The organism is Serratia sp. MMO-28 (assembly GCF_037199905.1).
Classification (GTDB): domain Bacteria; phylum Pseudomonadota; class Gammaproteobacteria; order Enterobacterales; family Enterobacteriaceae; genus Chania; species Chania oryzae.
This window is the reverse complement of sequence record NZ_JBBCVB010000001.1, coordinates 40965-67154: the sequence shown is the minus strand read 5'-3', so window position 1 is coordinate 67154 and position 26190 is coordinate 40965. Positions and strand designations below refer to the sequence as shown.

General features: G+C 54.3%; 21 protein-coding genes and 1 pseudogene. 13 read left to right on the top strand and 9 right to left on the bottom strand.

Annotation, left to right across the window (positions count from 1 at the left end; translation table 11 throughout):
* Position 1 precedes the first annotated feature (1 nt).
* The gene (gene mraZ / locus WG891_RS00270; protein ID WP_337261136.1) at positions 2 to 460 is read right to left on the bottom strand and encodes a division/cell wall cluster transcriptional repressor MraZ; all 459 of its coding nucleotides are present in this window, start codon (positions 458 to 460) and stop codon (positions 2 to 4) included.
* Between the two features lie 870 nt (positions 461 to 1330).
* Here mraZ and WG891_RS00265 point away from each other — a divergent pair.
* A complete protein-coding gene (locus WG891_RS00265; RefSeq protein WP_337261135.1) occupies positions 1331 to 1771 on the top strand; it encodes an L-alanine exporter AlaE in 441 nt (146 codons plus the stop codon).
* 35 nt (positions 1772 to 1806) lie between these two features.
* On the opposite strand, the gene cra is transcribed toward WG891_RS00265, so the two are convergent.
* The 5 genes and pseudogenes from cra to leuO form a co-directional block, all read right to left on the bottom strand.
* A complete protein-coding gene (gene cra / locus WG891_RS00260) occupies positions 1807 to 2811 on the bottom strand; it encodes a catabolite repressor/activator (protein WP_337261134.1) in 1005 nt (334 codons plus the stop codon).
* Positions 2812 to 3096: 285 nt separating this feature from the next.
* The gene (ilvN, locus tag WG891_RS00255; protein WP_095996131.1) at positions 3097 to 3591 is read right to left on the bottom strand and encodes an acetolactate synthase small subunit; all 495 of its coding nucleotides are present in this window, start codon (positions 3589 to 3591) and stop codon (positions 3097 to 3099) included.
* The gene (ilvI, locus tag WG891_RS00250) at positions 3591 to 5309 is read right to left on the bottom strand and encodes an acetolactate synthase 3 large subunit (RefSeq protein ID WP_337261133.1); all 1719 of its coding nucleotides are present in this window, start codon (positions 5307 to 5309) and stop codon (positions 3591 to 3593) included. Before ilvI ends, ilvN (WG891_RS00255) begins: the two co-directional genes overlap by 1 nt.
* 370 nt (positions 5310 to 5679) lie before the next feature.
* Positions 5680 to 7489, bottom strand: a pseudogene (locus tag WG891_RS00245) (AMP-dependent synthetase/ligase).
* A gap of 457 nt (positions 7490 to 7946) precedes the next feature.
* A complete protein-coding gene (leuO, locus tag WG891_RS00240; protein ID WP_337261132.1) occupies positions 7947 to 8894 on the bottom strand; it encodes a transcriptional regulator LeuO in 948 nt (315 codons plus the stop codon).
* A 742-nt stretch (positions 8895 to 9636) separates the two neighbouring features.
* On the opposite strand from leuO, the gene leuL reads away from it, so the two are divergent.
* The 5 genes from leuL to leuD all read left to right on the top strand — a co-directional run bounded on the left by leuL (position 9637) and on the right by leuD (position 14496).
* Entirely contained in the window at positions 9637 to 9720 is an 84-nt protein-coding gene (leuL, locus tag WG891_RS26985; protein ID WP_125828799.1) for a leu operon leader peptide, read from the top strand.
* Between the two features lie 89 nt (positions 9721 to 9809).
* Positions 9810 to 11384 (top strand): 2-isopropylmalate synthase, encoded by a 1575-nt coding sequence (gene leuA / locus WG891_RS00235; protein ID WP_076942539.1) that lies wholly within the window; start codon positions 9810 to 9812, stop codon positions 11382 to 11384.
* Positions 11385 to 11386: 2 nt separating this feature from the next.
* Entirely contained in the window at positions 11387 to 12478 is a 1092-nt protein-coding gene (gene leuB, locus WG891_RS00230; protein WP_076942540.1) for a 3-isopropylmalate dehydrogenase, read from the top strand.
* A gap of 3 nt (positions 12479 to 12481) precedes the next feature.
* The gene (gene leuC / locus WG891_RS00225) at positions 12482 to 13882 is read left to right on the top strand and encodes a 3-isopropylmalate dehydratase large subunit (protein ID WP_156292633.1); all 1401 of its coding nucleotides are present in this window, start codon (positions 12482 to 12484) and stop codon (positions 13880 to 13882) included.
* 11 nt (positions 13883 to 13893) lie between these two features.
* Positions 13894 to 14496 carry a 3-isopropylmalate dehydratase small subunit gene (gene leuD / locus WG891_RS00220; protein WP_337261131.1) on the top strand — a complete coding sequence of 201 codons (603 nt, stop codon included), beginning with the start codon at positions 13894 to 13896 and terminating at the stop codon, positions 14494 to 14496.
* Positions 14497 to 14701: 205 nt separating this feature from the next.
* Here leuD and WG891_RS00215 read toward each other — a convergent pair whose 3' ends face one another.
* Positions 14702 to 16174 carry a DASS family sodium-coupled anion symporter gene (locus WG891_RS00215; protein ID WP_337261130.1) on the bottom strand — a complete coding sequence of 491 codons (1473 nt, stop codon included), beginning with the start codon at positions 16172 to 16174 and terminating at the stop codon, positions 14702 to 14704.
* A gap of 143 nt (positions 16175 to 16317) precedes the next feature.
* Entirely contained in the window at positions 16318 to 17505 is a 1188-nt protein-coding gene (locus WG891_RS00210; RefSeq protein ID WP_337261129.1) for an MFS transporter, read from the bottom strand.
* 208 nt (positions 17506 to 17713) lie between these two features.
* Here WG891_RS00210 and sgrR point away from each other — a divergent pair, with 208 nt between their 5' ends.
* The 7 genes from sgrR (at position 17714) to ilvN (WG891_RS00175) (ending at position 25323) form a co-directional block, all read left to right on the top strand.
* The gene (gene sgrR / locus WG891_RS00205) at positions 17714 to 19375 is read left to right on the top strand and encodes an HTH-type transcriptional regulator SgrR (protein ID WP_337261128.1); all 1662 of its coding nucleotides are present in this window, start codon (positions 17714 to 17716) and stop codon (positions 19373 to 19375) included.
* Positions 19376 to 19749: 374 nt separating this feature from the next.
* Positions 19750 to 20736 (top strand): thiamine ABC transporter substrate binding subunit, encoded by a 987-nt coding sequence (thiB, locus tag WG891_RS00200; protein ID WP_337261127.1) that lies wholly within the window; start codon positions 19750 to 19752, stop codon positions 20734 to 20736.
* Positions 20712 to 22325: a thiamine/thiamine pyrophosphate ABC transporter permease ThiP gene (thiP, locus tag WG891_RS00195; protein WP_337261126.1), complete on the top strand. Its 1614-nt coding sequence runs from the start codon at positions 20712 to 20714 to the stop codon at positions 22323 to 22325. Before thiB ends, thiP begins: the two co-directional genes overlap by 25 nt.
* The gene (gene thiQ, locus WG891_RS00190) at positions 22312 to 23016 is read left to right on the top strand and encodes a thiamine ABC transporter ATP-binding protein ThiQ (protein WP_337261125.1); all 705 of its coding nucleotides are present in this window, start codon (positions 22312 to 22314) and stop codon (positions 23014 to 23016) included. The genes thiP and thiQ overlap by 14 nt, the downstream gene beginning before the upstream one ends.
* 88 nt (positions 23017 to 23104) lie before the next feature.
* Positions 23105 to 23218 carry an ilvB operon leader peptide IvbL gene (gene ivbL / locus WG891_RS00185; protein WP_422066587.1) on the top strand — a complete coding sequence of 38 codons (114 nt, stop codon included), beginning with the start codon at positions 23105 to 23107 and terminating at the stop codon, positions 23216 to 23218.
* 113 nt (positions 23219 to 23331) lie between these two features.
* A complete protein-coding gene (gene ilvB / locus WG891_RS00180) occupies positions 23332 to 25026 on the top strand; it encodes an acetolactate synthase large subunit (RefSeq protein WP_337261124.1) in 1695 nt (564 codons plus the stop codon).
* Between the two features lie 3 nt (positions 25027 to 25029).
* On the top strand, positions 25030 to 25323 hold the full coding sequence (gene ilvN, locus WG891_RS00175; RefSeq protein WP_076942550.1) for an acetolactate synthase small subunit: 294 nt from the start codon (positions 25030 to 25032) through the stop codon (positions 25321 to 25323).
* A gap of 64 nt (positions 25324 to 25387) precedes the next feature.
* Here ilvN (WG891_RS00175) and WG891_RS00170 read toward each other — a convergent pair whose 3' ends face one another.
* On the bottom strand, positions 25388 to 26155 hold the full coding sequence (locus tag WG891_RS00170) for a DedA family protein (protein WP_337261123.1): 768 nt from the start codon (positions 26153 to 26155) through the stop codon (positions 25388 to 25390).
* Between the last annotated feature and the right edge of the window lie 35 nt (positions 26156 to 26190).

Below are 26190 nucleotides of genomic sequence, written 5' to 3'. Positions count from 1 at the left end.
CTTATAGTGACAAGTCCTGTAGCCGCTCAGATAACGGTTCCTGAGTGGACTGTTCAGCGTCAATATCCTTCTTGACTTGTAGATACCAGGTCTGTTCATCCCACAGTTCAAACTTGTTGAACTGCCCGACCAGCATCACTTCTTTACTCAGCCCGGCGTGTTGACGCAGCGTACTGGCTAACAACAGGCGCCCGGCACTATCCATCTGACACTCACTGGCATGCCCCAACAGTAAGCGCTGAACGCGGCGCTCGGCAGGATTCATGCTCGACAGACGGGACAATTTTTGTTCAATGATTTCCCACTCGGGTAATGGGTAAAGCAACAGGCAGGGCTGATGGAGGTCAATGGTACAAACCATTTGGCCTTGCGACTCCTCATTCAGTAAAACCCGGTAACGGGTAGGTACGGCGAGCCGCCCTTTACTGTCGAGGTTAACCATCGTTGCTCCACGGAACATACCTGAGCTACCCCCTGGTGACCCTTTTCACCACTTTACTCCACAAATCCCCACATAATGGAGTTTACGGAGGGTATGAAAACCTTGTCAAGCCAGAGCGGCAGCGCTTTGGCAATATTTCAGTGTTCATTCTGGGGGCTGACTCACGAAAGGAACTCTATTTATTAAACGAATAAAAATTAACACCATGATAAACGAGAAGAATTTTCTAAACGGAAATGAGATGGTTAAAAAACTGACAAATTGGCGATTAATTAACTCATTACTTCCTTCTGCAATCCAGGTCTCACTTTTCAATCACGTCATCATTGGGTAGCAAACTGCGGCAAGCCGCATCCGCCAAGGCTTGGCATCAGGTCACCCATTTGCCATCAGGCGCTATAACCCATTGACTTAATAACACTCGATAGATATTTCGCCGTGAATCGCGCGCCATTTTACTTCAATTATTCCATGCATGGAGAACTCATAAGAAAAATATATCCTGCAAATATTACGAGCCTTACCGGCCACGATTTAAATTCATGCGATGAGATTACTCCCAAAATAATCCTTTAGCCTTCAGGTTGCATTTTTTTACATTTCTTTTGATTTCTCGCTGAATGGTCTTTTTGCACCAAAATCAAGGGAAAAACATCAATGCATTGTTTTTAATGGATTTATTGATATTCCCCATTTTTAATCCCTCCAATCTGTATTTTGACACCTCTTGTCAGGACAAAAACCAAACAATTGTTAAAAATAAAAATATTAAGCTAATTAAAATTATCAACACAGACAAGTAAACTAGTAAAAAGCTAAAAAATCAGTTTATTACACCAATTTAACATTCAAACCAAACAGGTTAACCTAAAGCCAGGAGCTTACCCCATGTTTTCACCTGCTTCACGCTTACGCAGTGCCGCCGCCGATACCTTTGCCTTGGTGGTGTACTGCTTTCTGGCAGGCATGGCGATCGAAATCCTGATCTCTGGCATGAGTTTCGGCCAATCGCTCTCTTCGCTTTTATTGTCGATTCCCGTCAATATTCTTATTGCCTGGCCTTACGGGCGCTACCGCGACTTTTTTATCGCAACGGCGCGCCGTTTCCCTCGCGGGCAGTTTTTGCTGCGCAATCTGGCCGATCTTCTGGCCTATGTCAGTTTTCAGTCACCGGTTTACGCCGCTATTTTGTGGAGCGTTGGGGCTGATGAGCAACAAATCATGGCGGCGGTAGCCAGCAATGCGCTGGTATCGATGGCGATGGGAGTGGTATACGGCTATTTTCTGGAATATTGCCGCCGGCTATTCCGCGTTGTGGGATACGTATAAAACCAAAGGCCAGCGGCATGGCTGGCCCTATTGACTCATCTCCGGCTCAGGCTGCCGCGGCGGAACAGGTTACGGCGAATACGCGTCATGCCCGGCTTCGGCTTACGTGGCTCGTCAAGGCTTGCCAGAACCAGTTCCAGCACCCGCTCAGCCACATCGCGATGGCGCTGCGCAACGGCCAGCACTGGGCATTCCAGGAAATCCAACAGCTCATTATCACCAAAAGTGGCGATCGCCAGATCCGTCGGTAAGCGGCCATACTTTTTCAGCGTCACATCCATCACGCCCTGCAACAGCGAAAAGGAGGTGGTAAACAGCGCCTGCGGCATTGGATGGGTTTTCAGCCATTCGGCAAACAGCGCCCCTGCCGCCTCGCGTTCATAGCTGTTGGCATACAGGTAGTCCACAGGGCGTTCGTCATCCTGCCACGCTTGGCGGAACCCCTGCTCACGCAGAAAACTCACCGAAAGCTCTGGCAGAGCCCCAAGATACAGCACCGATTTCGCCGGGAAGCTGCGCAATTCCTGCGCCAGCGCCAAGGAGTCTTCCTGATCGGCCCCGACGACGCTGATGAAATGCTCGCGATCCAGCGCACGGTCTAACGCAATGATCGGGAAAGGATCGTTGGCCCAGCGCTGATAGAAAGGATGCTCCGGTGGCAAGGCAGTCGACACGATGATCGCATCCACCTGGCGTTGCAGCAGATGCTCCACGCAGCGCATTTCGTTGTCCGGCTGATCTTCTGAACAGGCGATCAGCAGTTGATAACCACGCTGACGCGCCTGGCGCTCCAGATAGTTGGCGATGCGGGTATAGCTGGTATTTTCCAGATCTGGTATCACCAGGCCGATTGAACGAGTACGGCCAGCGCGTAACCCCGCCGCGACAGCATTCGGGTGATAGTTGTGCTCCCTGACCACGGCCATCACTTTTTCGACGGTTTTATCGCTGACACGATACTGCTTCGCCTTGCCGTTGATGACATAACTGGCCGTGGTGCGCGAAACGCCTGCGAGACGCGCGATTTCATCCAGTTTCACGTTAACCCCTTAATGACGCTGAAAATAAAATAGCAATTAAGATTGCGGTTTGACTCTTACACTCTCAGATAGCAGCCAAACAAGGCGGCGATATGAAGGCGGAAAGATCGTGAGTAACCATAATAACTACAGTGGTTATTCATCCCAGTCTTTGGATCTAACCGCAGAAAACCCGGCCGAGCAACCGCTTTTGCAGAAAGGTGCCAGCAAACGAACAAAAAGTTAAAAGAAAGGGCGCAGCCATAAAGCTACGCCCTCTCGTTGGTCAGCAAGCATGCAGCGTGGTTAGCGCATGATTTTATCGCCGCGGGAAACGCCCACAATCCCCGAACGGGCGACCTCAACAATTTCTGCCACTTCACGCACGGCATTGAGGAAAGCATCTAGCTTGTCGCTGGTGCCTGCCAGCTGAACGGTGTACAGCGAAGCCGTGACATCCACAATCTGGCCGCGGAAAATGTCCGTGCTGCGCTTCACCTCTTCACGCCCGTAGCCGCTGGCCTGCAATTTCACCAGCATGATTTCACGCTCAACGTGCGCCCCTTGGACCAGTTCGCTGACGCGCAACACATCGACCAGTTTGTGCAGTTGCTTTTCAATCTGCTCCAGCACTTTTTCATCGCCAACGGTCTGAATGGTCATGCGTGACAGCGTCGGATCGTCAGTTGGTGCAACCGTCAGGCTCTCAATGTTATAGCCACGCTGGGAGAACAGCCCAACCACGCGCGACAATGCACCGGATTCGTTTTCCAGTAGTACAGATAAAATACGGCGCCTCATCAGGTTCTCTCCGTTTTGCTTAACCACATATCGTCCATGCTTCCACCGCGGATCTGCATTGGGTAAACATGTTCGCTTTCATCGACGGTGACATCGACAAATACCAGCCGCTCTTTCTCGGCCAGCGCCTGTGCCAGCTTGCTTTCCAGTTCATCTGGCGTACGAATGGCAATGCCCACATGACCATAAGCCTCTGCCAGTTTCACAAAGTCCGGCAGAGAATTCATATAGGACTGAGAATGGCGGCCGGAGTAAATCATATCCTGCCACTGCTTCACCATGCCCAGATAGCCGTTGTTCAGATTGAGCACAATCACCGGCAGGTTGTATTGCAGCGCGGTAGACAGTTCCTGAATATTCATCTGGATACTGCCATCACCGGTCACACACACCACGGTTTCTTCCGGCAGGGCCAGCTTCACGCCAAGCGCCGCAGGCAGGCCAAAGCCCATGGTGCCCAAACCACCGGAATTAATCCAACGGCGTGGTTTATCAAACGGATAGTAGAGCGCGGCAAACATCTGGTGCTGGCCGACGTCAGAAGTGACGTAAGCATCGCCTTTGGTCAGCCGGTGCAAGGTTTCAATCACCGCCTGCGGCTTGATGGTGCCACTGCTTTTGTCGTAACTCAGGCAATCACGTGCCCGCCACTGCTCAATCGATTGCCACCAATCGCGCAGCGCATCGAAATCCTGCGCTTTATCACTCTGCGCCAACAGCTCCAGCATTTGCACCAGCACCTGCTTGGCATCACCGACGATGGGAATATCGGCATCGACCGTTTTGGAAATGGAGGTCGGATCGATATCAATATGCAGCACGGTGGCGTCTGGGCAATATTTAATCAGGTTGTTGGTGGTACGATCGTCAAAACGCACGCCGATGGCAAAGATCACATCAGAGTGATGCATGGTTTTATTGGCTTCATAAGTGCCGTGCATGCCTAACATACCAACACTCTGCCGATGGGTGCCAGGAAAAGCCCCTAAGCCCATCAATGTACAGGTTACCGGCAGATTCAGCTTTTCCGCCAACTGCAGCAGCTCTTCATGACAGCCTGAATTGATTGCGCCACCCCCGACATACATCACCGGTTTTTTCGCAGCCAGAATGGTCTGCAACGCGCGCTTTATCTGCCCACGATGCCCCTGCACCGTTGGGTTATAAGAGCGCATGCTGATGTCTTTCGGATAGGCGTAAGGCATTCTCACCGCCGGGCCGACGATATCTTTGGGCAGATCGATCACCACCGGGCCAGGGCGGCCGGTAGACGCCAGATAAAAGGCTTTTTTCAGTACCGAAGGGATATCTTCCGTGCGCTTGACCAGGAAGCTGTGCTTCACCACCGGGCGCGAGATCCCCACCATATCGCACTCTTGGAAGGCATCGTAACCAATCAGTGAGCTGGGCACCTGGCCGGAAAGCACCACCATCGGGATGGAATCCATATAGGCGGTAGCGATGCCGGTAATCGCATTGGTTGCACCAGGGCCGGAGGTGACCAGAACCACCCCCACTTCACCGGTCGCACGCGCATAGCCATCGGCCATATGCACGGCGCCCTGTTCATGCCGCACCAGAATATGATCGATTCCCCCAACCGTGTGCAGGGCGTCATAAATATCGAGTACCGCCCCACCCGGATAGCCGAATACATGTTTAACGCCCTGATCGATCAACGATCGGACGACCATCTCGGCTCCTGACAACATCTCCATGGGTTTGCCTCCAGGCTTGCTTAATTCTTGTCTGGCGCCGGAACGAAGCGCCTGTTGCGGGGCAATGCCCCAAAATTGATGGATGTTCTAAAACTCACCAGGCTGTATCGCAGCATTAAACCGTGTCAGCGGCACTCAATACCACGATACAGCCTAACATAACGTCAGAATATGAGGCAGGCAAACGACAAAACAACTTATTAACAATAAGGCTATTGCCATTAAAGGGGAGATAGGGAACTTATAGAAACAATGCACTGGCTATAAGCATAATAGCCAGGCATTGTTTCGGAAATTCTGGAAATTACGGGACGATATCAGACAAGAGCGCTGATGTTTTTCCAGCGGGAAAAACTATCATCTGGCAACGTTATAACTTTTCCTGATACATGGATTCAATCTCATTCTGGTAACGCTGCAAGATCACCTTACGCCGCAGCTTCAGCGTTGGCGTTAACTCCCCCAGTTCCATGGAGAATGCCGCAGGCAGCAGAGTAAACTTTTTCACCTGCTCAAACAGAGCCAGCTCTTTTTGCATCTCACGCAGCCGTTTTTCAAACATTTCAATAATATGGCTGTTACGCAGCAACTCTAGCCGATCCTGATACTTCAGGTTTATCGATCGGGCATACTCTTCCAGCGACTCAAAACTGGGCACGATCAGTGCGGAAACAAACTTGCGCGCATCAGCGATGATCGCTACCTGTTCAATAAAGCGATCCTGTACCAGCGTGCCCTCCAGCATTTGCGGGGCAATGTACTTACCGCCGGAGGTTTTCATCAAATCCTTCAGCCGCTCGGTGATAAACAGGTTGCCACTTTCGTCGATCATGCCGGCGTCGCCGGTTTTCAACCAGCCATCAGCGGTAAAGGTATCGGCGGTTTCCTGCGGTTTATTGAAATAACCACGCATCACGATCGGCCCACGCACCTGGATCTCGTTCTCTTCACCAATGCGCACTTCCACTCCTGGTAAGGGTTTGCCGATCGAGCCAAAGCGGAAATTATTCTCTTCCCAACAGGAGACCGTGGCACAGGTTTCCGTCATGCCGTAGCCGTACTTGATGTTTACCCCCATCGCCTCAAAAAACAGAATGACGTTGTCATCCAGTTTGGCTCCGGCTGCGGGCAAAAAACGTACCCGCCCACCCAGAATTGCACGCAGTTTACTCAGCACCAGCTTGTCTGCCCAATAGTGGGAAAGATCGAACAGTTTGCCAAGCGGCCTGCCCGCGCGTTCCTGCAAGAACTTTCGTTCACCGCAAACAATCGCCCAATGGAACAGCGCGCGGCGCAACCAGGGCGCACGAGCGACCTTCTCATGCACCGCGCTGAAGATTTTTTCATAAAAACGCGGCACCGCGCACATCAGGGTGGGCTTCACCTCAGCCATCGCCTCACGTACCCAGTCGGTATTCGGCAGATAGACGTTCTGAGCACCGGAATGCATGATAAAAAAGCTCCAGGCCCGCTCAAAAACATGTGACAACGGTAAGAAGCTGAGCGAAACATCATCTTCCGTTACCGTGATGCGATCGTCATGCAGTTGCAGTTGCGCCGCCATATTACGGTAATCCAGCATCACGCCTTTCGGCTCACCGGTGGTGCCAGAGGTATAAATCAGGGTAAACAGATCCTGCAGGCTGCTATCAGCCATTCTTTCCCGGCGCAGCGTGTCAAAGCGTTCAACATCCGCTTCGCGCTCAAAATGGCTCAGGTACTGGGCAATTTCACAACCACGTAAATCAGCGGCGTCGTCAAACACGATAATCTGGGTGAGCTGTGGGCATATCGCGCGTAGCGCGATAGCCGCATCCAGTTGTGCCTGCGCACCGACAAACACAATGCGAATATCGGCATCATTGATGATAAAAGCGGCCTGCGCTGCGGTGTTGGTCGCATACAAAGGAACGCTGACAGCGCGCAATTGCAGAATAGCCAGATCGGCCAGCGACCAGGCCATACAATTATTGGCAAAGATCGCGACACGCTCCTGCACCTCAACACCCTGTGCCAAAAGCGCGCTGGCAATGTGCTCCACATGGGTACCAACCTGTGACCAGGACAAGTGCGTTTCCCCCCTGAGGGGACCATTGGCGAAAAGCAGTGCGGTCAGCACGCTGAGAGATTTGGTGCTGGATACGTTGGACCAGATGGTAGTGCTGCAATTTATTGGTCATAGAGCTCTAAGCCTGAAATGAATCAAACGGTCAACCACGATCGGAACCCAAGTTCCTTAATCTCAGCTTACACGTGTTTACTTTTTTTTGCGCAGTCTACCTACTCTCCAACACCTGGGAAAGGGGTTTCAGCGTAGAAGTGTGAGCTAAACTTGGGTTACCTCTATCGGGCTCTGATTCAAGGCAGCGCTGATTGGTAAAAAGCGCTACTCTGGGCCGATAAAAGAAAGGAGAAAGCACAACAAATAGTTAACAGGTTAAAACTCCGGTTATAACATATAATGCAGAATTTAATTTCATAAATAGAAATTCATTAAAATACTGCATAGAAAACGTTACCAGAACATGAAAATTAAGAATTTTCCCAGCAAAAAGCTAAGCTTTTTCTTATTATTAAGCACCTCTAGATTATTAACCCGACATACGCGCAAGTACGTCGGGTTAATAAATCGCTCAATTAACGCAATAATTCTGACTGGCTAAGCACAGACTTCATCCACTGATGGCCTTTATCACGTTCAGCGGACTCATGCCAGGAAAGATAGCAGGTAGCATCCTTCTTATCCCAAGGTAATGGCATGGTTTTTAGCTGCAACGCTTGTGCGTGTTGCTCAGCAAACCAACGCGGGGTGATGGCCACCATTTCCGTCATTGCAACAATATTCAACACGCTGAACAGATCGGTACATTGCTGGGTGATGCCGCGCTGTGCAATCTCTTCGACATAGAACGGCTTGCTAAAGGAACAGAAACGTTCCAATGATATGACCGCATGCTGCTCAACCAGCATTTGCTCTTGGGTAACACTGTTCGCCAGGCGTGGATGTGACTGCGCTGCCACCAGGCATAATTCATCTTCAAATAAAGCGACATTTTGAAATTCAGGATGCTCAAAACGGGTGTAACCAATAACAAACTCAGTTTCCTGGTAACGCAGCTGATGTTCAATGTTATTGTTCAGATAGGATTTGGCCTGCAACCGTACATTGGGTGCCATATTCTTGACGTTGTTGATTATTTTTGCCGTGAGGCGGATATCCAATGGGCTGCAGATAGAAAGTGTAAAAGTACGTTCACTGGTCAGGGCCTCGAATCCAGCGCCTGGCAACTCATTCTGAACCAGTTGCAATGCCTGGCGTACCGGCCCGAAAAGCTGGCGTGCGCGCATGGTGGGTTGGATGCCGCGGCCAAAGCGCACGAATAGCTCATCATTGAACATGACTTTTAAACGCGCTACGGCATTGCTCACCGCGGGCTGTGACATACCCAACGAATTGGCCGCGCGAGTAATATTCTGCATTTGCATAACTGCATCAAAAACAGTGAGTAAATTAAGATCTACGCTGCGCAGATGAATATCGCCACTTTCTTTTTCTAAGACAGTTCCTGAATTATATTCAGACATATCTAACTCCACTAAGTCCCATGTAGATAATTCCGCCAGCGCGCAGGGGAATAACATGCTAAAAGTAACATTAAGTTATTCCCACACGGCGAAATTAGTTATCCCTATTGACTATCCACTTAGGATAACAATCGAGCATCATCCTATAAAAACATGACACAACGACGAATAGTTACGCGCTGTGCATCGCACCCAACACTTCAGGTCGGAAAACAATAACGGCATGCAAACAAGTTGGCAGGTTTTGCGCTCAAGTCGTGGGCACCAAGCAGGCATCCATAATCACGATGAATAAGACCATAAAACGACATAATGGACAATCGTGAACGCTCAAAATAGATGCTTTTCATGTGACTTAATTGTCTTTGATGTATCGGCATTTCAGATCAAATACACCCTGTGAATTTTTCTATTGCATAAATTCATTTAATGAATAAATAAAGCACTATTCATTTCACAGCCAAGCCCGTACTTCCTCATTTTTTACGCAGTGGGAATTCTAACTGAGCGACATTAAGAATCAATCTAGCAGCACGGGATTGATGTCATTTATGCTAAAAAACTCGCAAAAAAGACGTTCTTTTTAACCTACTGATCGGTTTTTTTACCGAGCTTTCGTCTGCCACACTTATTCTCTGTCCGAGCCGTCAAGGTCGTCCGACCATTAATCAAATGTTGACATCACACAGCCAATAAAGTATCAAATGAGACAACAAACACATTTTTAGAGAAGCTGACCTCCATGATCCGTACTCAACGTCTACTAGGCCTACTACTTAACGCATCTTCTTTGCGCGGTATGCTGGTGGGCGGAGTTCAGAACTGATTCAGCCCATCATCTGTAGAAACCCGCGCTAGTGCGCGGGTTTTTTTTTGCCCGCTTAGCGTGAAGCAAACACGATAAGGAACTATCAAATGAGCCAACAAGTCATTATTTTCGATACCACATTGCGTGACGGCGAGCAGGCACTGCAAGCCAGCCTGAGTGTGAAGGAAAAGATTCAGATCGCTATGGCACTGGAAAGGATGGGTGTCGATGTGATGGAAGTCGGCTTCCCGGTGTCTTCTCCGGGGGATTTTGAATCCGTGCAAACTATCGCCCGCCAGATCAAAAACAGCCGCGTTTGTGGCCTGGCCCGCTGCGTGGACAACGACATTGACGTGGCGGCCGAAGCGTTACGCGTGGCCGAAGCCTTCCGTATCCATGTGTTCCTGGCCACCTCCACCTTACACATCGAGTCAAAGTTAAAGCGCTCGTTTGATGAAGTGCTGGAAATGGCGGTACGTTCAGTGAAACGCGCACGTAACTACACAGATGATGTTGAGTTCTCGTGTGAAGATGCAGGCCGTACACCCATTGATAATCTGTGTCGCGTGGTGGAAGCGGCCATCAACGCCGGTGCAACCACCATCAACATCCCCGATACCGTCGGTTACACCACGCCTAACCAGTTCGGCGGTATTATCACCACCCTGTATGACCGCGTACCTAACATCGATAAAGCGATTATTTCCGTTCACTGCCACGACGATCTGGGGATGGCCGTTGGTAACTCGATCGCTGCCGTACAGGCCGGTGCTCGCCAGGTAGAAGGCACCTTGAACGGTATCGGTGAGCGTGCCGGTAACTGTTCACTGGAAGAAGTGATCATGGCGATCAAAGTTCGCCAGGACATCATGAATGTGCACACCAATATCAATCATCAGGAAATTTACCGCACCAGCCAGTTGGTCAGCCAGTTGTGCAACATGCCAATTCCTGCCAACAAAGCCATCGTCGGCTCCAACGCGTTCGCACACTCCTCCGGCATCCATCAGGATGGTGTGCTGAAAAACCGCGAAAATTACGAGATCATGACTCCGCAGACCATTGGTCTGAAAGACGTACAGTTGAACCTGACCTCACGCTCCGGCCGTGCCGCGGTCAAACACCGTATGGAAGAAATGGGCTACAAGGAGCAGGATTACAATCTGGACGTGTTGTACTCGGCCTTCCTGAAATTAGCCGACAAGAAAGGCCAGGTGTTCGATTACGATCTGGAAGCGCTGGCCTTTATCAACAAACAGCAGGAAGAACCGGAACATTTCAGCCTGGGCTACTTCAGCGTACAGTCCGGCAGCAGTATTATGGCTACCGCCTCGGTCAAGCTGATCTGTGGCGATGAAGAAAAAGCCGAAGCGGCAACCGGTAACGGCCCAGTGGACGCGGTGTATCAAGCGATCAACCGCATCACCGAATACCCTATCGAACTGGTGAAGTACCAGTTGACCGCCAAAGGTCAGGGCCGCGACGCCCTCGGCCAAGTGGACATCGTCGTGTCCTACCAGGGCCGCCGTTTCCACGGCGTGGGCCTGGCTACCGACATCGTCGAATCCTCCGCCAAGGCAATGATTCACGTATTAAATAATATCTGGCGCTCACAGCAGGTAGAAAAAGAAAAGCAGCGTCTGCAGCAAACCAAACAACAAAATAATCAGGAAACGGTGTGAACATGACGAAGACTTACCACATTGCCGTCTTGCCCGGAGACGGAATCGGCCCGGAAGTAATGGCTCAAGCCCACAAAGTGTTAGATGCAGTGCGCCAGCGTTTTGGTATCCGCATCACCCAATCCGAGTACGACGTCGGTGGCATTGCCATCGATCGCCAGGGCACGCCGCTGCCCGCAGCCACTCTGGCGGGCTGTGAACAGGCCGATGCCATTCTTTTCGGTTCCGTCGGTGGCCCGAAATGGGAAAACCTGCCACCGGCAGAGCAGCCTGAGCGCGGTGCGCTGCTGCCGTTGCGCAAACACTTCAAGCTGTTCAGCAACCTGCGCCCGGCACGCCTGTATCAGGGGCTGGAAGCGTTCTGCCCGCTGCGTGCCGACATCGCAGCCCGCAGCTTCGATATTCTGTGCGTGCGTGAACTGACCGGCGGCATCTACTTCGGCCAGCCAAAGGGCCGCGAAGGCCAGGGCATGCATGAGCGGGCTTTCGATACCGAGGTGTATCACCGTTTTGAGATCGAACGTATTGCGCGTATCGCCTTTGAGTCGGCCCGCAAGCGCCGCAATAAAGTGACTTCCATCGATAAAGCTAACGTGCTGCAAAGCTCGATCCTGTGGCGTGAAGTGGTGACCCAGGTTGCTAAAGATTACCCGGACGTGTCGCTGTCGCACATGTACATCGACAACGCCACCATGCAGTTGATCAAAGATCCGTCCCAGTTCGACGTGCTGCTGTGTTCCAACCTGTTCGGTGACATCCTGTCTGATGAATGCGCGATGATCACCGGTTCCATGGGGATGCTGCCTTCCGCCAGCCTGAACGAGCAAGGCTTCGGTCTGTATGAACCGGCGGGCGGCTCCGCGCCGGACATTGCAGGCAAAAACATTGCCAACCCGATCGCACAGATTCTGTCTGCAGCTCTGCTGCTGCGTTACAGCCTGGGTGCCGATGAAGCCGCAGACGCCATTGAGCGCGCCATCAATCAGGCGCTGGAACAGGGTTACCGCACCGCCGATCTGGCCGGTGACGGCAAAGCGATCGGCACCAGTGAAATGGGCGATATCATTGCCCGTTTCGTGGCTGAGGGGGCATAAATCATGGGCAAGACCTTATATCAGAAACTGTACGATGCTCACGTCGTGCATGAAGCACCGAACGAAACGCCGCTGCTGTATATCGATCGCCACCTGGTGCATGAAGTCACCTCTCCACAGGCGTTCGACGGCCTGCGCGCGATGGGCCGTAAAGTGCGCCAGCCGGGCAAAACCTTTGCCACCATGGATCACAACGTTTCCACCCAGACCAAAGATATCAACGCCAGCGGCGAGATGGCGCGCATCCAGATGCAGGAGCTGATCAAGAACTGTGCGGAATTCGGCGTCTCTTTATATGACCTGAATCACCCGTTCCAGGGGATTGTGCACGTTATCGGCCCTGAGCAGGGTATGACGCTGCCGGGCATGACCATCGTCTGTGGCGACTCTCACACCGCCACCCACGGCGCCTTCGGTTCACTGGCGTTTGGGATCGGCACTTCAGAAGTTGAGCACGTGCTGGCAACGCAAACCCTGAAACAGGGCCGTGCCAAGACCATGAAGATTGAAGTGACCGGTGAAGCCGCAGAAGGCATCACCGCGAAGGACATCGTGCTGGCGATCATCGGTAAAACCGGCAGTGCCGGTGGTACCGGCCACGTCGTTGAGTTCTGCGGCAAAGCCATTGAGGCCTTGAGCATGGAAGGCCGCATGACGCTGTGCAACATGGCGATTGAAATGGGTGCCAAGGCGGGCCTGGTAGCCCCAGACGATACCACCTTCGATTACCTGAAGGGCCGTCAGTTTGCGCCGACCGGTGCCAACTGGGAGCAGGCGGTTGCCTACTGGCGCACGCTGAAATCCGACGCCGATGCCAAATTCGATACCGTTGTCACCCTGCGCGCCGAAGACATCGCACCTCAGGTTACCTGGGGTACCAACCCCGGCCAGGTTATTGCCGTCAATCAGGCGATCCCGGCACCTGAATCTTTCAGCGATCCGGTTGAACGTGCTTCTGCTGAAAAAGCGCTGGCTTATATGGACCTGAAACCGGGTATCAAGCTGACCGACGTGGCGATCGATAAAGTGTTTATCGGTTCCTGCACCAACTCGCGCATCGAAGATCTGCGCGCGGCGGCAGCGATTGCCAAAGGGCGTAAAGTGGCGAACGGTGTGCAGGCCATTGTGGTGCCAGGCTCTGGCCCGGTGAAAGCTCAGGCGGAAGCCGAAGGGCTGGACAAGATCTTTATCGAAGCCGGTTTTGAATGGCGTTTGCCTGGCTGCTCCATGTGTCTGGCGATGAACAACGATCGCCTGAACCCAGGCGAGCGCTGCGCGTCCACCAGCAACCGTAACTTCGAAGGGCGTCAGGGCCGTGGTGGGCGTACCCATCTGCTCAGCCCGGCGATGGCTGCTGCCGCTGCCGTGACTGGCCATTTCGCCGATATCCGTGAACTGCACTAAGGAGCATCACCGTGGCTAAATTTATTCAACATACCGGTTTAGTGGTGCCTCTGGATGCGGCCAACGTCGATACCGACGCCATTATCCCGAAGCAGTTTCTGCAAAAAGTGACCCGTACCGGTTTCGGCCAGCACCTGTTCAACGACTGGCGTTTTCTGGACGATGCCGGTCAGCAGCCTAACCCAGAGTTCATCCTGAACCAACCGCGTTACCAAGGGGCCAGTATCCTGTTAGCGCGCGAAAACTTTGGCTGTGGCTCTTCCCGCGAACATGCCCCTTGGGCGCTGACCGATTACGGTTTTAAGGTGGTGATTGCACCGAGCTTTGCCGATATTTTCTACGGCAACTCGTTCAACAACCAGTTACTGCCGGTCACCCTGAGCGAACAGGATATCGATACGCTGTTCAAACTGGTGGCGGAGAACGAAGGGATCACGTTTGTGGTGGATCTGGAAAACCAGACGGTGAATGCCGGGGGCAAAAGTTATCCGTTTGAGATCGACAGCTTCCGCCGCCACTGCATGATGAACGGTTTGGACAGCATCGGCCTGACGCTGCAGCACGAAGCGGATATCTCACGCTTCGAGGCCCAGCAACCGGCATTTCTGAACTAATCCTCTGTAATACCCTAAATAATGGAGCTGCGGCAAGGCGGCAAGTAAGAGACAAATCGGTCGCAGACCGATTTGAACAGCGCTTGCGCTAGCTCGCAGGGTGAGCCTCATTGATGAGGCTCATAATCCCCTGGAGCTTAGATAACTAAGTGACAGGGGTGAGCTGACGCAGCCAACACAGCAGCAGCTTCAAGTATGAGGGGTATTACCAATAACCCAACCACTTCCACCACAGCCCGCCAACCACCATCCAGATCAGCAGGTTGACCACGCTCATCACAAAACCGGTTTTCCACCATTCCCCCAGCGTTGCATAACCGGAACCGAAGATAATCGGCGCGGTGCCTGTCGCATAGTGGGTCAGAGACATCATCAGCGACGAAGAGAACGCCAGGATCAGGCCAAGCAGCGCGGGCGGCGCACCCAGCGCAATACCGGCGGCGAAGAAGGCGGCAAACATGGCGGTCACGTGGGCGGTGGTGCTGGCAAAGAAGTAGTGGGAATAGAGATAAACCAGCGTCAGCAGTATCGTCCCGCCAACCCAGCTCATGCCCATATTATCAATGCCGGCCCCGACGGTTTTCGACAGCCAGCCAATCAGCCCGAGTTTGCCAAGGAAGGTCGCCATCATCACCAGTGCGGCAAACCACACCACGGTATCCCAGGCTCCTTTATGTTTCAGCACGTCATCCCAGCTCAGCACGCCAGTCACCAGCAAAATAGCCAAGCCAATCACCGCCGCGGTGGTGGGGTTCACCGCCAATTCCGGGCCAAAGATCATAGCGGGAACCCCGGCCCACAGCACCAGCAACAGAGCGAATACACCCAGCGTGATCTTCTCTGCCAAGGTAATCACCCCAAGCGCCTGCAGTTTTTCCTGCGCGAAGCGCGGCGCGTCGGGGGTGCTTTTAATTTCCGGCGGATACAGCAGATAGATCACCAGCGGCATCACGATCAGTGAACAGATCGCCGGTGCCAGCGCGGCTATCGCCCACATTGACCAGGTCAGTTCAAACTCAGAGCCCGTTCCTTTAGCAATAAGGTTTACCACCAACGGGTTAGGCGCGGTTGCGGTGATAAACATCGCCGAAGTGATCGGGTTAATGTTGTAGTTCACCAACGCCAGATAGCGGCCAATGGTACCAGAGGTATTCAACTCGGGTTTGGAACCAAAGCTGTCGGCGATCGACTTCATAATCGGGTGGATGATCCCGCCGCCACGGGCGGTATTACTCGGCGTCACCGGAGCCAGCACCGTTTCCGCCATAGTCAGCGCATAGGCGATCCCGATCGTCCGCTTGCCGAACAGCGAGATAAAGTAGTAGCCAATGCGCGCGCCCAACCCGGTTTTATTCAGGCTGAGGGAGATCATGATTGAGAAACCAATCAGCCAGATAAGCTGGTTGGAGAAGCCACTCAGCGCATCATCCAGCGCCGCACCGGGCTTGCCCGGGTTGGTTACGCCGGTCAACGCCACCAGCGCGATGGCAACAATGGAAACCGCACCAATCGGCATCGCCTTACCGATGATGGCCACGATGGTGCCGATAAACAGCGCCAGCAAATGCCAAGCATTAGGGGCTACCCCTTCAGGCACCGGAATGACGAACCAGATAAGCAGTGCAATAATGACGGCAATCAGGGAAGGAACGGGCTTGAGCGGCGTTAGTTTATCCATAACATACCCACATTTATCAACAGGATCGGCATCTCAACAGCAAGATGGACAAGAGCGCGAACTCCGCGCTCTGATTGAGTCTATCTTAGGGAGTATGGCGCAGTTTCCTCAATGACATGCATCAAGTAAGGCAGCGTTCAATTTCACACTTCCCGCACTCTGGCGCACATCCAGAGTGACAGCATCGCCAGCAGGGTGATCAGCCAGTAAACCGCATAATGACCAAAGTGCTCCACCAAAGCCCCTTGCAGTATGCCAGCCAGGATCACACCGGTGGAGATACTGTTGGTAAACATGGTGGTTGCCGCCCCCGGTCGCCCCGGCATCAGATCCTGAAAATACAACATGCCGATCCCGGCGATAATGCCGATAAAAATCGCATTGAATAACTGCAACACCATCAAAGCGGCCTTGAATTTGAACAGCACCAGCCCGGCATAGAACAACACTCCCGCCGCAACCGCCAATAGCATCATGTTGCGTTTACCAAAGCGTTTGACGTAATAACCCGCCAACAGCATCGCTGGGATCTCCAGCCCCGCGGCCGTGCCCATCAGCAGCCCCGCCAACCGATCAGACAAGCCAAGATCGGCGGTGATATACAACGGCATATCGATGATATACATGGTATTACAGGTCCACATCAGCATCGAAGCCAGAAATAGCAGGCGCACATCCGGGTCACGCCAGGCTGCGATTGGCGCAATGGGCGGTGAATCTACGCTGATTTCAACCTGTGCCCGCGGCACCGAAGGCAAGATCAGCCACACCAACAATACACTGATGGCAAAAATCGCCGCAGCCACCAGAAACATCGTGGTAAAACCGTAATTCAGCGCCAGCATGAACGACAGCGGCGGGCCAATCACCCAGGCCAATGAAAGCTGTGCGCGCATCAGCGAGCTGAACATCACCACTTCACGCGCCGAACTGTCGGCATATTCACGCGCCAGCGCGAAAATCTGCGGCATTGCCGTATTGGCGATCGCCGCCAGCAGAACCCCGGCGGTAATCAGCGTCAGATAATCGCGATTAAAGGCAAACAGCAGGCTATTGCCCACCGCCATTAAGCAGCACAGCAGGATCAGCTTACGCCTGTCTCCACGATTGTCGGAACGCTTCGCCAGCAGGAAGCTGACAATAATCCCGGCGATCGCATTCAGGGTATAAAACAGCCCAACCCAGAGTGGGCGAACCTTCACTTCGGTGGTGAGGAATAAGCTCAGCATCGGCGCCTGTAACGCCCCCGCGATACCGGTAAGAAAGGCGATGATCAGAAAAGTGGCAAAAACGGGATTGAAGCGACGTGGCAACCAGCGTTTGAAATTCATACCTGCGTCCCTGACCAGAAACAAAGAAGCTTATGCTACAGAAGGAAAATTGCAGAAGAAAGCAACGTCGCAGATAAAAATACCAGTGGGTTCCCCCACTGGCTGGTGAAATGCACCATTACTCAGAAACATTTTTTATCTGGGGAAATTATCGGCGTAATATAGGGAAAGATAAATTGACGGATTGATGCCGGAGAGTTCCTCTTTTATGTCTACCTCGCGCTTACAACAACAGTTTATCCGCCTGTGGCAAGGCTGCCACGGCCAAGCCACCGAAACCACGCTGCAGGAACTGGCCGAGGTGCTCAATTGCTCGCGCCGTCATGTGCGATCTTTACTCGGGGCCATGCAGCAACAGGGCTGGCTCACCTGGCAGGCCGAGGCTGGCCGCGGTAAACGCTCACAGCTCAGCTTCCATTACACCGGCCTGGCACTTCAGCAACAGCGTGCTGAAGAGTTGCTGGAGCAGGATAAAATCGATCAGCTGGTGCAATTGGTTGGCGACAAAAATGCCGTGCGTCAGATGCTGCTTTCTCAACTGGGGCGCAGCTTTCGCCAAGGGAAGCATATTCTCCGCGTGCTTTACTATCGTCAGCTTTACAACCTGCTGCCCGGCTCGGCATTACGCCGCTCAGAAACCCATCTGGCGCGGCAGATTTTTAACGGCCTGACGCGTATAAATGAGGAAAATGGGGAAATCGAATCCGATCTTTCACACCACTGGCAGGCCGTAACGCCGTTGCATTGGCGCTTTTATCTGCGCCCGGCGATCCGCTTCCATCATGGCCGTGAACTGGAGATGGAAGACGTGATCCATTCATTACAGCGGTTGATCCCGCAGCCCCTATTTTCTCATATCCGCCGGGTCACTTCCCCCACGCCCTATGTAATCGATGTCCACCTGCACAGCCCGGATTACTGGCTGCCGTGGTTGCTGGGCAGCGTGCATGCCATGATCCTGCCGCGCGAATGGCAGAGCCTGCCGGATTTCCCCCGTCATCCGATCGGCACCGGGCCTTACAGCGTGGTGCACAATCATCGCAGCCAGATGAAGATCCATGCCTTTGACGATTATTTTGGCTATCGCGCGCTGATTGATGAAGTCAACATCTGGGTGCTGCCAGAGGTGACCGAAGAATTGGTGCATTCCGGCGTGCAATTGCAAGGGGACGAAACCAGCAAAAACGAGCTGGAAAGCCGCCTGGAGGAAGGCTGCTATTTTCTGCTGTTTGACCAGCGCTCAACGCTGGCGGCCAACCCTGAAATCCGTAGTTGGCTAAGCGAATTGATCAACCCCATCGCCCTGCTGAGCCACGCAGGATCGGTATACCAGCGCTATTGGGCACCGGCCTACGGTATTCTGCCACGCTGGTTGCATAACCGTACATTGGGGCAACAGCTCAAACCTGCGGGGCTGACGGAACTGACGCTGACGTTCTACGGCGAACACTCGGAATTCCACGCCATCCAGCAGGCTATCGCTGCCCTACTCAACCAGCATGGCATCAGGCTTAACGTGCAGATCATCAATTACGATAGCTGGCATAAAGGTGACGCAAACAGCGATTTATGGCTTGGCAGCGCCAACTTCACTCTGCCGCTGGAGTTTTCCCTGTTTGCCACGCTGTATGAAATGCCGTTAATCCAGCACTGCTTGAGCTCTGATATCGCCGAAGATGCCGCGTTGTGGCGCGACAACCGCTTACCGCTGGCGGAATTCTGCCAACGCTTGGTCAGCAGCCACCAGTTGCACCCATTGTTTCATCATTGGCTGCAGTTGCACGGCCAGCGCACCATGCGCGGGGTGCGCATGAATACCCTCGGGTGGTTCGATTTTAAATCAGCCTGGTTCGCCCCGCCGGAAACATAAGTCGCTTTCACCGCTGCCCGTTAATCTCTACAATAGCGCCGTCTCAACGGGGTGCGGAAAACAACGAGTGCTGCTTGAAAACGCAGCGAGCCGTGTTCAGGCGACGGCGGCCAGCGCACAGCAACCGGAGTGTACTTAAGTACATGAGGATTGCGAGCACTGCCCAACGTCGGATCAACACGCGCGCAGCACATTTTTTTCCGCTGAGAGCACACCCGTCGAACCTGATCCGGTCAATACCGGCGGAGGGATTTGAGTACCGCGTCGCTTATCCCCGATAGATCTCAAGCTGCCAACAGCAACGCTACGGTTTGCAAGATGATAGGGATACCGCCCTCAGATACCTTTGCCCCCTTAAATTTCAGGAGTGCAAAGTGGTCAAAAAATACCTGCCCTGCCTATTGTTGCTAGCGGCTGCCCCCGTGCTGGCCAAGCCTACGCTAACGGTCTACACCTACGATTCTTTCGCCGCCGATTGGGGCCCTGGCCCGGCGATTAAAAAAGCCTTTGAGGCCGATTGCGATTGCGAATTGAAATTCGTGGCGCTGGAAGACGGCGTTTCACTGCTCAACCGTGTGCGGATGGAGGGCAAGAATAGCCCTGCCGATATCGTACTGGGGTTGGACAACAACCTGCTGCAAGCCGCAAAGCAAACCGGCCTGTTCGCCAAGAGCCAGGTTGATACCAGCAAGCTGGCCGTGCCCGGCGGCTGGCAGGACAACACCTTTATCCCTTACGATTACGGCTACTTCGCCTTTGTTTATAACAAAGACAAACTGAAAAATCCGCCGAAAAGCCTGCAGGAACTGGTGAGCGGCGATCACCCTTGGAAGATCATCTATCAGGATCCGCGCACCAGCACGCCGGGGCTCGGCCTGCTGCTGTGGATGCAGAAAGTGTATGGCGACAAGGCACCGGAAGCCTGGCAACAGTTGGCGAAAAAAACGGTAACCGTCACCAAAGGCTGGAGTGAGGCCTATGGTCTGTTCCTGAAAGGCGAAAGCGATCTGGTGCTCAGCTACACCACGTCCCCGGCTTATCACCTGATTGAAGAGAAAAAAGGCAACTACGCCGCTGCCAACTTCAGCGAAGGCCATTACCTGCAGACGGAAGTGGCCGCTAAGCTGAAAGCCAGCAAAAAACCGGAACTGGCCGAGCGCTTTATGCAATTTATGGTCACACCCGCTTTCCAGAACATCATTCCTACCGGTAACTGGATGTACCCGGTGATTAACACCACGCTGCCAGGCGGCTTTGAGCAGATGACGGTGCCGCAGAAGGCATTGCAATTCAGTGCTGAAGAGGTCGACAAACACCGTGGCGACTGGGTCCGGGCGTGGCAAACCGCCGTCAGCCAGTGATCCCGCGCTGGTTATGGCCAGGGCTGCTGGCCGCAGGCCTGATCGGGCTGATCGCGTTGCTGGCGATGGGTTCCCTATGGCGGCACGCCCCCGGCAGCGACTGGCGCAGCCTGTGGCAAGACCGCTATCTGTGGCACGTGGTGCGTTTCACCTTCTGGCAGGCGCTGTTATCGGCACTGATTTCGGTGCTGCCCGCCATCCCGCTGGCCCGCGCGCTTTATCGGCGGCGCTTCCCTGGCCGCAACCTGCTGCTGCGCCTGTGCGCCATGACGCTGGTATTGCCAGTGCTGGTCGCGGTGTTCGGCCTTCTGAGCGTGTATGGCAAACAAGGCTGGCTGGCAGTGCTATGCGGCTGGCTGGGAATCAACTACAGCTTCTCGCCCTACGGCCTGCAAGGCATCCTGCTGGCACACCTGTTCTTTAACCTGCCGCTGGCGGCCCGTTTACTGTTGCAGGCGCTGGAAAATATCCCCACCGAACAACGCCAACTGGCTGCCCAACTGGGGATGAACGGCTGGCAACAGTTCCGCTTTGTCGAATGGCCGGCGCTGCGCCGCCAGATCCTGCCCAGCGGCGCGTTAATTTTCATGCTGTGCTTCGCCAGTTTTGCCACCGTGCTGTCCCTCGGCGGCGGGCCGCAGGCCACCACCATTGAGCTGGCGATCTATCAGGCCTTGAGTTACGACTACGATCTCAGCCGCGCTGCGCTGCTAGCGCTGATCCAACTGACCTGCTGCCTGGGATTGGTGGTGCTCAGCCAACGCCTGAGCCAGGCGCTGCCGGTCGGCCATACCCATGGCCAAATCTGGCGTAACCCGCAAGACAGCCGCTGGCGGCGCATCAGCGATGCATTACTGATCGGTGCTGCCCTGCTGCTGCTGCTGCCGCCACTGCTGGCGGTGATTGCCGACGGAGCCAATCCTCGCCTTATCACCGTGCTGCAACAGCCAATACTGTGGCAGGCGCTGTTCACTTCGCTGCGTATCGCCCTCGGAGCCGGTCTGCTCTGCGTAGTGCTGACCATGATGCTGCTGTGGAGCAGCCGCGAGTTGAAACTGCGGCAGCAGCCCGCGCAAGGCCAGATGCTGGAATTAAGCGGCATGCTGATCCTGGCCATGCCTGGCATCGTGCTGGCAACTGGCTTCTTCCTGCTGCTGAACGATACGGTCGGGTTACCCCAATCCCCCTATGCGCTGGTGATCCTCACCAACGCACTGATGGCGGTGCCTTACGCGTTGAAAGTGCTGGAAAACCCGATGCGCGATCTGGCCGAACGTTACAATCCCCTGTGCCTGTCGCTGGATATGCACGGCTGGCAGCGTTTGCGCTGGATTGAGCTGAAGGCACTGCAGCGCCCGTTGGCGCAGGCGTCAGCCTTTGCCTGCGTGCTGTCGATTGGCGATTTCGGCGTGGTTGCCCTGTTCGGCAACGAGCAGTTCCGCACCCTGCCTTTTTACCTGTATCAGCAGATTGGTTCCTACCGCAGCAACGACGGTGCCGTCACCGCCGCGCTGTTGCTGTTATTGTGTTTCCTGTTATTTACCCTGATTGAACGCTTACCGGGCCGCAATGCTAATGCTAACGCTTGAAAGACTGACCTATCTGTACGAACACCTGCCGATGCGTTTTGATTTGCGCATCCAGCCCGGCGAGCATGTCGCGGTGCTGGGGCCAAGCGGGGCCGGTAAAAGTACCCTGCTCAGCCTGATCGCCGGTTTTTTACCGGCGGCCAGTGGCAAACTCCTGCTGAATGGCAGCGATCACACCGCCACCCCGCCGGCCAAACGCCCGGTTTCCATGCTGTTTCAGGAAAACAACCTGTTTGCCCATTTAACGGTGGCGCAAAACATCGGGCTGGGGCTGGATCCCGGGCTGCGCTTGAATGCCGCCCAGAAGCAGCAGTTGGCGCAGATCGCCCAGCAGGTCGGGCTGGAGGACCATCTGCAACGTTTGCCCGCGCAGCTTTCCGGCGGCCAGCGCCAGCGTGCGGCACTGGCACGCTGCCTGATCCGCCAGCAACCGATTCTGTTGCTCGACGAGCCTTTCTCGGCACTAGACCCGGCGCTGCGTAATGAGATGCTGCACCTGCTGCAGGAAGTGTGCGCTCTTCGCCAACTCACGCTGCTGATGGTTTCGCACAATCTGGAAGATGCGGCGCGCATTGCCCCCCGCACCTTACTGGTGGTAGATGGCCGCATCTATTACGATGGCCCAACCCAGGCATTGATCGAAGGCAGCACTCCAGAAGCACACGTGTTGGGTATTGCAGCAAGAATGTGATCAAAGACGCGTTTTTTATGCTGAACGCACAAACCTGTTGTGCAGATTTTACACCTGTGGTTTTATAAAACTCTGTTTTTTACTACTGATGATAAGGTTCCCTGTGATCGCATCCTCGCTGACTTCGACCCTACTAACAACCGCGCTACCAGCCGCGGTGGTCGTCGTGCGTGTGGTGGTGGTCGTCGGCAGTGCGCCGTAGGGTCCGAATCAACGCATCGATTCCCAAACCCCGCCGGCGCAAAACCGGGCGGGGTTTCTTGTTTTAGTCCCCCTGCCCAGAAATGCAAACCGGCCATGACAAAGGATAGGAACATGGCAATTTCGGGTACGCCACACCAGAAACAACGCTTCACCGGCGCGCAGTTGATCGTGCATCTGCTGGAGCGCCAAGGGATTACCACCATTGCAGGGATCCCCGGCGGCGCAGCGCTGCCGCTGTACGATGCACTGAGCCAAAGCACCGTCATCAAACACGTGTTGGCCCGGCATGAACAGGGCGCCGGCTTTATGGCCCAGGGCATGGCACGCACCAACGGCAAAGCGGCGGTCTGCATCTCTTCCAGCGGCCCAGGGGCCACCAATCTGGTGACCGCCATCGCCGATGCCAAACTCGACTCCATCCCACTGGTGTGTATTACCGGCCAGGTGGCATCGTCAATGATCGGCACCGACGCCTTTCAGGAAGTCGATACCTACGGTATTTCGATCCCGATTACCAAATACAACCATCTGGTGCGCGACATCCGTGATCTGCCGCAGGTGATTTGCGATGCCTTCCGCATTGCCGAATCGGGTCGCCCAGGCCCGGTGTGGATCGACATCCCGAAAGACGTGCAAACCGCCGTGATTGAGCTCGATGAGCTGCCAGCGGTCGCCGTGCCGGATGCGCCACCGGCCTTCGATAGCGCACAGGTCACCCTGGCCGCCGCCATGATCAATCAGGCCAAACGCCCGGTGCTGTATCTCGGTGGTGGTATTATCAGTGGCGAAGCGCACAAGGCCGCCTTGCAGATGGCCGAACGCGCCAACCTGCCCACCACCATGACCCTGATGGCGCTGGGGGCAATGCCGGTAGAGCACCCATTGTCTCTGGGGATGCTGGGCATGCACGCGGCGCGCAGCACCAACTTTATCCTGCAGGAAGCCGATCTGCTGATCGTACTGGGTGCCCGTTTTGACGATCGCGCCATCGGTAAAACCGAGCAGTTCTGCCCGAACGCCGACATCATCCACGTGGATATCGATCGCGCTGAACTGGGCAAGATTAAACAGGCCAATGTCGCGATTCATGGCGATGTCGGCCAGGTGCTGCAACAATTGCTGCCGATGATCGAAGCGCAACCCCGCACTGCTTGGCTGAAGATCGTTAACGATCTGAAAGATGAATTCCCGTTCAGCATGCCGAATGCTGAAGACCCGCTGAGCCATTACGGCCTGGTGAAAGCCGCCGCGCGCTGCGTGGATGAAAACGCCATTATCACCACCGACGTCGGCCAGCACCAGATGTGGGTGGCGCAGGCTTATCCACTGAGCCGCGCGCGCCAATGGCTGACCTCCGGCGGCTTAGGCACCATGGGCTTTGGCTTGCCAGCGGCGATCGGCGCAGCGCTGGCCGAACCGCAGCGCAAAGTGCTGTGTTTCTCCGGCGACGGCAGCCTGATGATGAACATTCAGGAAATGGCAACGGCGGTTGAGCACGATCTGGACGTCAAAATCATTCTGATGAACAATCAGGCGCTCGGGCTGGTACACCAGCAGCAAACCCTGTTCTATCAACAGCATATCTATGCCGCCACCTACCCGAAGCGTACCGACTTCCTGAAAATTGCCGCCGGTTTCGGCTTGGACACCTGCGATCTCAACGCAGAGGAAGATCCGCAGGCCGCGCTGATGGAAGCCATCAACCGCCCGGGCCCATGCCTGATCCATGCGTTGATCGATATGAACGAAAAAGTTTACCCGATGGTGCCACCGGGTGCCGCCAACATTGAAATGATTGGAGAATAAGCCATGCAGTCACTACAAAAGAATCCTCAGGTGATCCTGGAGCTGGCGGTGCGTAACCATCCGGGAGTCATGACGCACGTTTGTGGCCTGTTTGCCCGCCGCGCGTTCAACGTGGAAGGGATCCTCTGTATGCCGCTGAAAGACGGTTCGCAAAGCCGCATTTGGCTGCTGGTAGCCGACGATCAACGCCTGGTGCAGATGATCAGCCAAGTCGAAAAGCTGGAAGATGTGTTGCAGGTGAAACGCCATAACGAAGATATGCGCGTGTTTGAACAGTTGGAGGCCTTCTTCCAGTAAGATGCAGACTCTCTGATTGCAAGCGGCGGCCAACCAGGCTGCCGCTTGCGAAAAGACGGTATGATTACCCCGCCAATACCTTCCACAATAAGTGACCATAAACCGGCATCAGCGGTTGTTGCACCAAATAATAGACACTGACCAATATGGCAACCCAGCTCACTACACAGACGACGCGCAAGCGCAACGGCGTAAGCCAGCGCGCCAACTTATCAGCAGAGCGTTTACCTTCACGCCACCAGCGCCAGCTCAGCCAAACCGCCAGCCAAATCAGCAGCGCCACCTCAAGCAGTAACCCTTTGAATAAACCGCCGCCATCACTGTTAGGAATATCGATCGCCACACCAGCCAGAATGCCGGGGAAAAAATAAACCGGCGGCCAGGTCAAACAGCCGATGATATTCGGCAGGGCAAACTTGTAGGGCGGCAGAACGAGCATCCCGGCCACCATCGGCACCAGCGGGCGCGTTGGGCCAATAAAACGGCCAATCAGGATGGTAGCCATACTGTGCTGATGCAGCGCGTGCTCGGTTTTATCCAGCATCGACCGGTGCTTTTGCAAAAACGACCAGCGGTGCAGCGGCCCTTTGAAGGCTCGGCCGATAAAATAGGAACTCCAGTCGCCCAGCAGGCAGCCGACAATCCCCGCCACCCAGGCCATATAGAAATCCACCTTGCCACTGCCAATCAGTGCGCCGATGCTGGCCATCATCACCGTGCCGGGCAGCAGCAGCCCGACCAGAGCCAATGACTCCAGAAACGCCACCAACATGACCACCAGCAGGGTGAAAGCCAATGACTGAGCGATCAGATGCTGTAAATAGGCTTCCATTAGACCTCTGTTCGTTAGCAAGTGCGCGTGGGCGA

Bases quoted from the DNA above. Each gene is read 5' to 3' on its own strand.
- mraZ (WP_337261136.1), bottom strand. From the start codon at position 460: ATGTTCCGTGGAGCAACGATGGTTAACCTCGACAGTAAAGGGCGGCTC.
- WG891_RS00265 (WP_337261135.1), top strand. From the start codon at position 1,331: ATGTTTTCACCTGCTTCACGCTTACGCAGTGCCGCCGCCGATACCTTT.
- ilvN (WP_095996131.1), bottom strand. From the start codon at position 3,591: ATGAGGCGCCGTATTTTATCTGTACTACTGGAAAACGAATCCGGTGCA.
- ilvI (WP_337261133.1), bottom strand. From the start codon at position 5,309: ATGGAGATGTTGTCAGGAGCCGAGATGGTCGTCCGATCGTTGATCGAT.
- leuO (WP_337261132.1), bottom strand. From the start codon at position 8,894: ATGTCTGAATATAATTCAGGAACTGTCTTAGAAAAAGAAAGTGGCGAT.
- leuL (WP_125828799.1), top strand. From the start codon at position 9,637: ATGATCCGTACTCAACGTCTACTAGGCCTACTACTTAACGCATCTTCT.
- leuA (WP_076942539.1), top strand. From the start codon at position 9,810: ATGAGCCAACAAGTCATTATTTTCGATACCACATTGCGTGACGGCGAG.
- leuB (WP_076942540.1), top strand. From the start codon at position 11,387: ATGACGAAGACTTACCACATTGCCGTCTTGCCCGGAGACGGAATCGGC.
- leuC (WP_156292633.1), top strand. From the start codon at position 12,482: ATGGGCAAGACCTTATATCAGAAACTGTACGATGCTCACGTCGTGCAT.
- WG891_RS00215 (WP_337261130.1), bottom strand. From the start codon at position 16,174: ATGGATAAACTAACGCCGCTCAAGCCCGTTCCTTCCCTGATTGCCGTC.
- WG891_RS00210 (WP_337261129.1), bottom strand. From the start codon at position 17,505: ATGAATTTCAAACGCTGGTTGCCACGTCGCTTCAATCCCGTTTTTGCC.
- sgrR (WP_337261128.1), top strand. From the start codon at position 17,714: ATGTCTACCTCGCGCTTACAACAACAGTTTATCCGCCTGTGGCAAGGC.
- thiQ (WP_337261125.1), top strand. From the start codon at position 22,312: ATGCTAACGCTTGAAAGACTGACCTATCTGTACGAACACCTGCCGATG.
- ivbL (WP_422066587.1), top strand. From the start codon at position 23,105: ATGATAAGGTTCCCTGTGATCGCATCCTCGCTGACTTCGACCCTACTA.
- ilvB (WP_337261124.1), top strand. From the start codon at position 23,332: ATGGCAATTTCGGGTACGCCACACCAGAAACAACGCTTCACCGGCGCG.
- ilvN (WP_076942550.1), top strand. From the start codon at position 25,030: ATGCAGTCACTACAAAAGAATCCTCAGGTGATCCTGGAGCTGGCGGTG.
- WG891_RS00170 (WP_337261123.1), bottom strand. From the start codon at position 26,155: ATGGAAGCCTATTTACAGCATCTGATCGCTCAGTCATTGGCTTTCACC.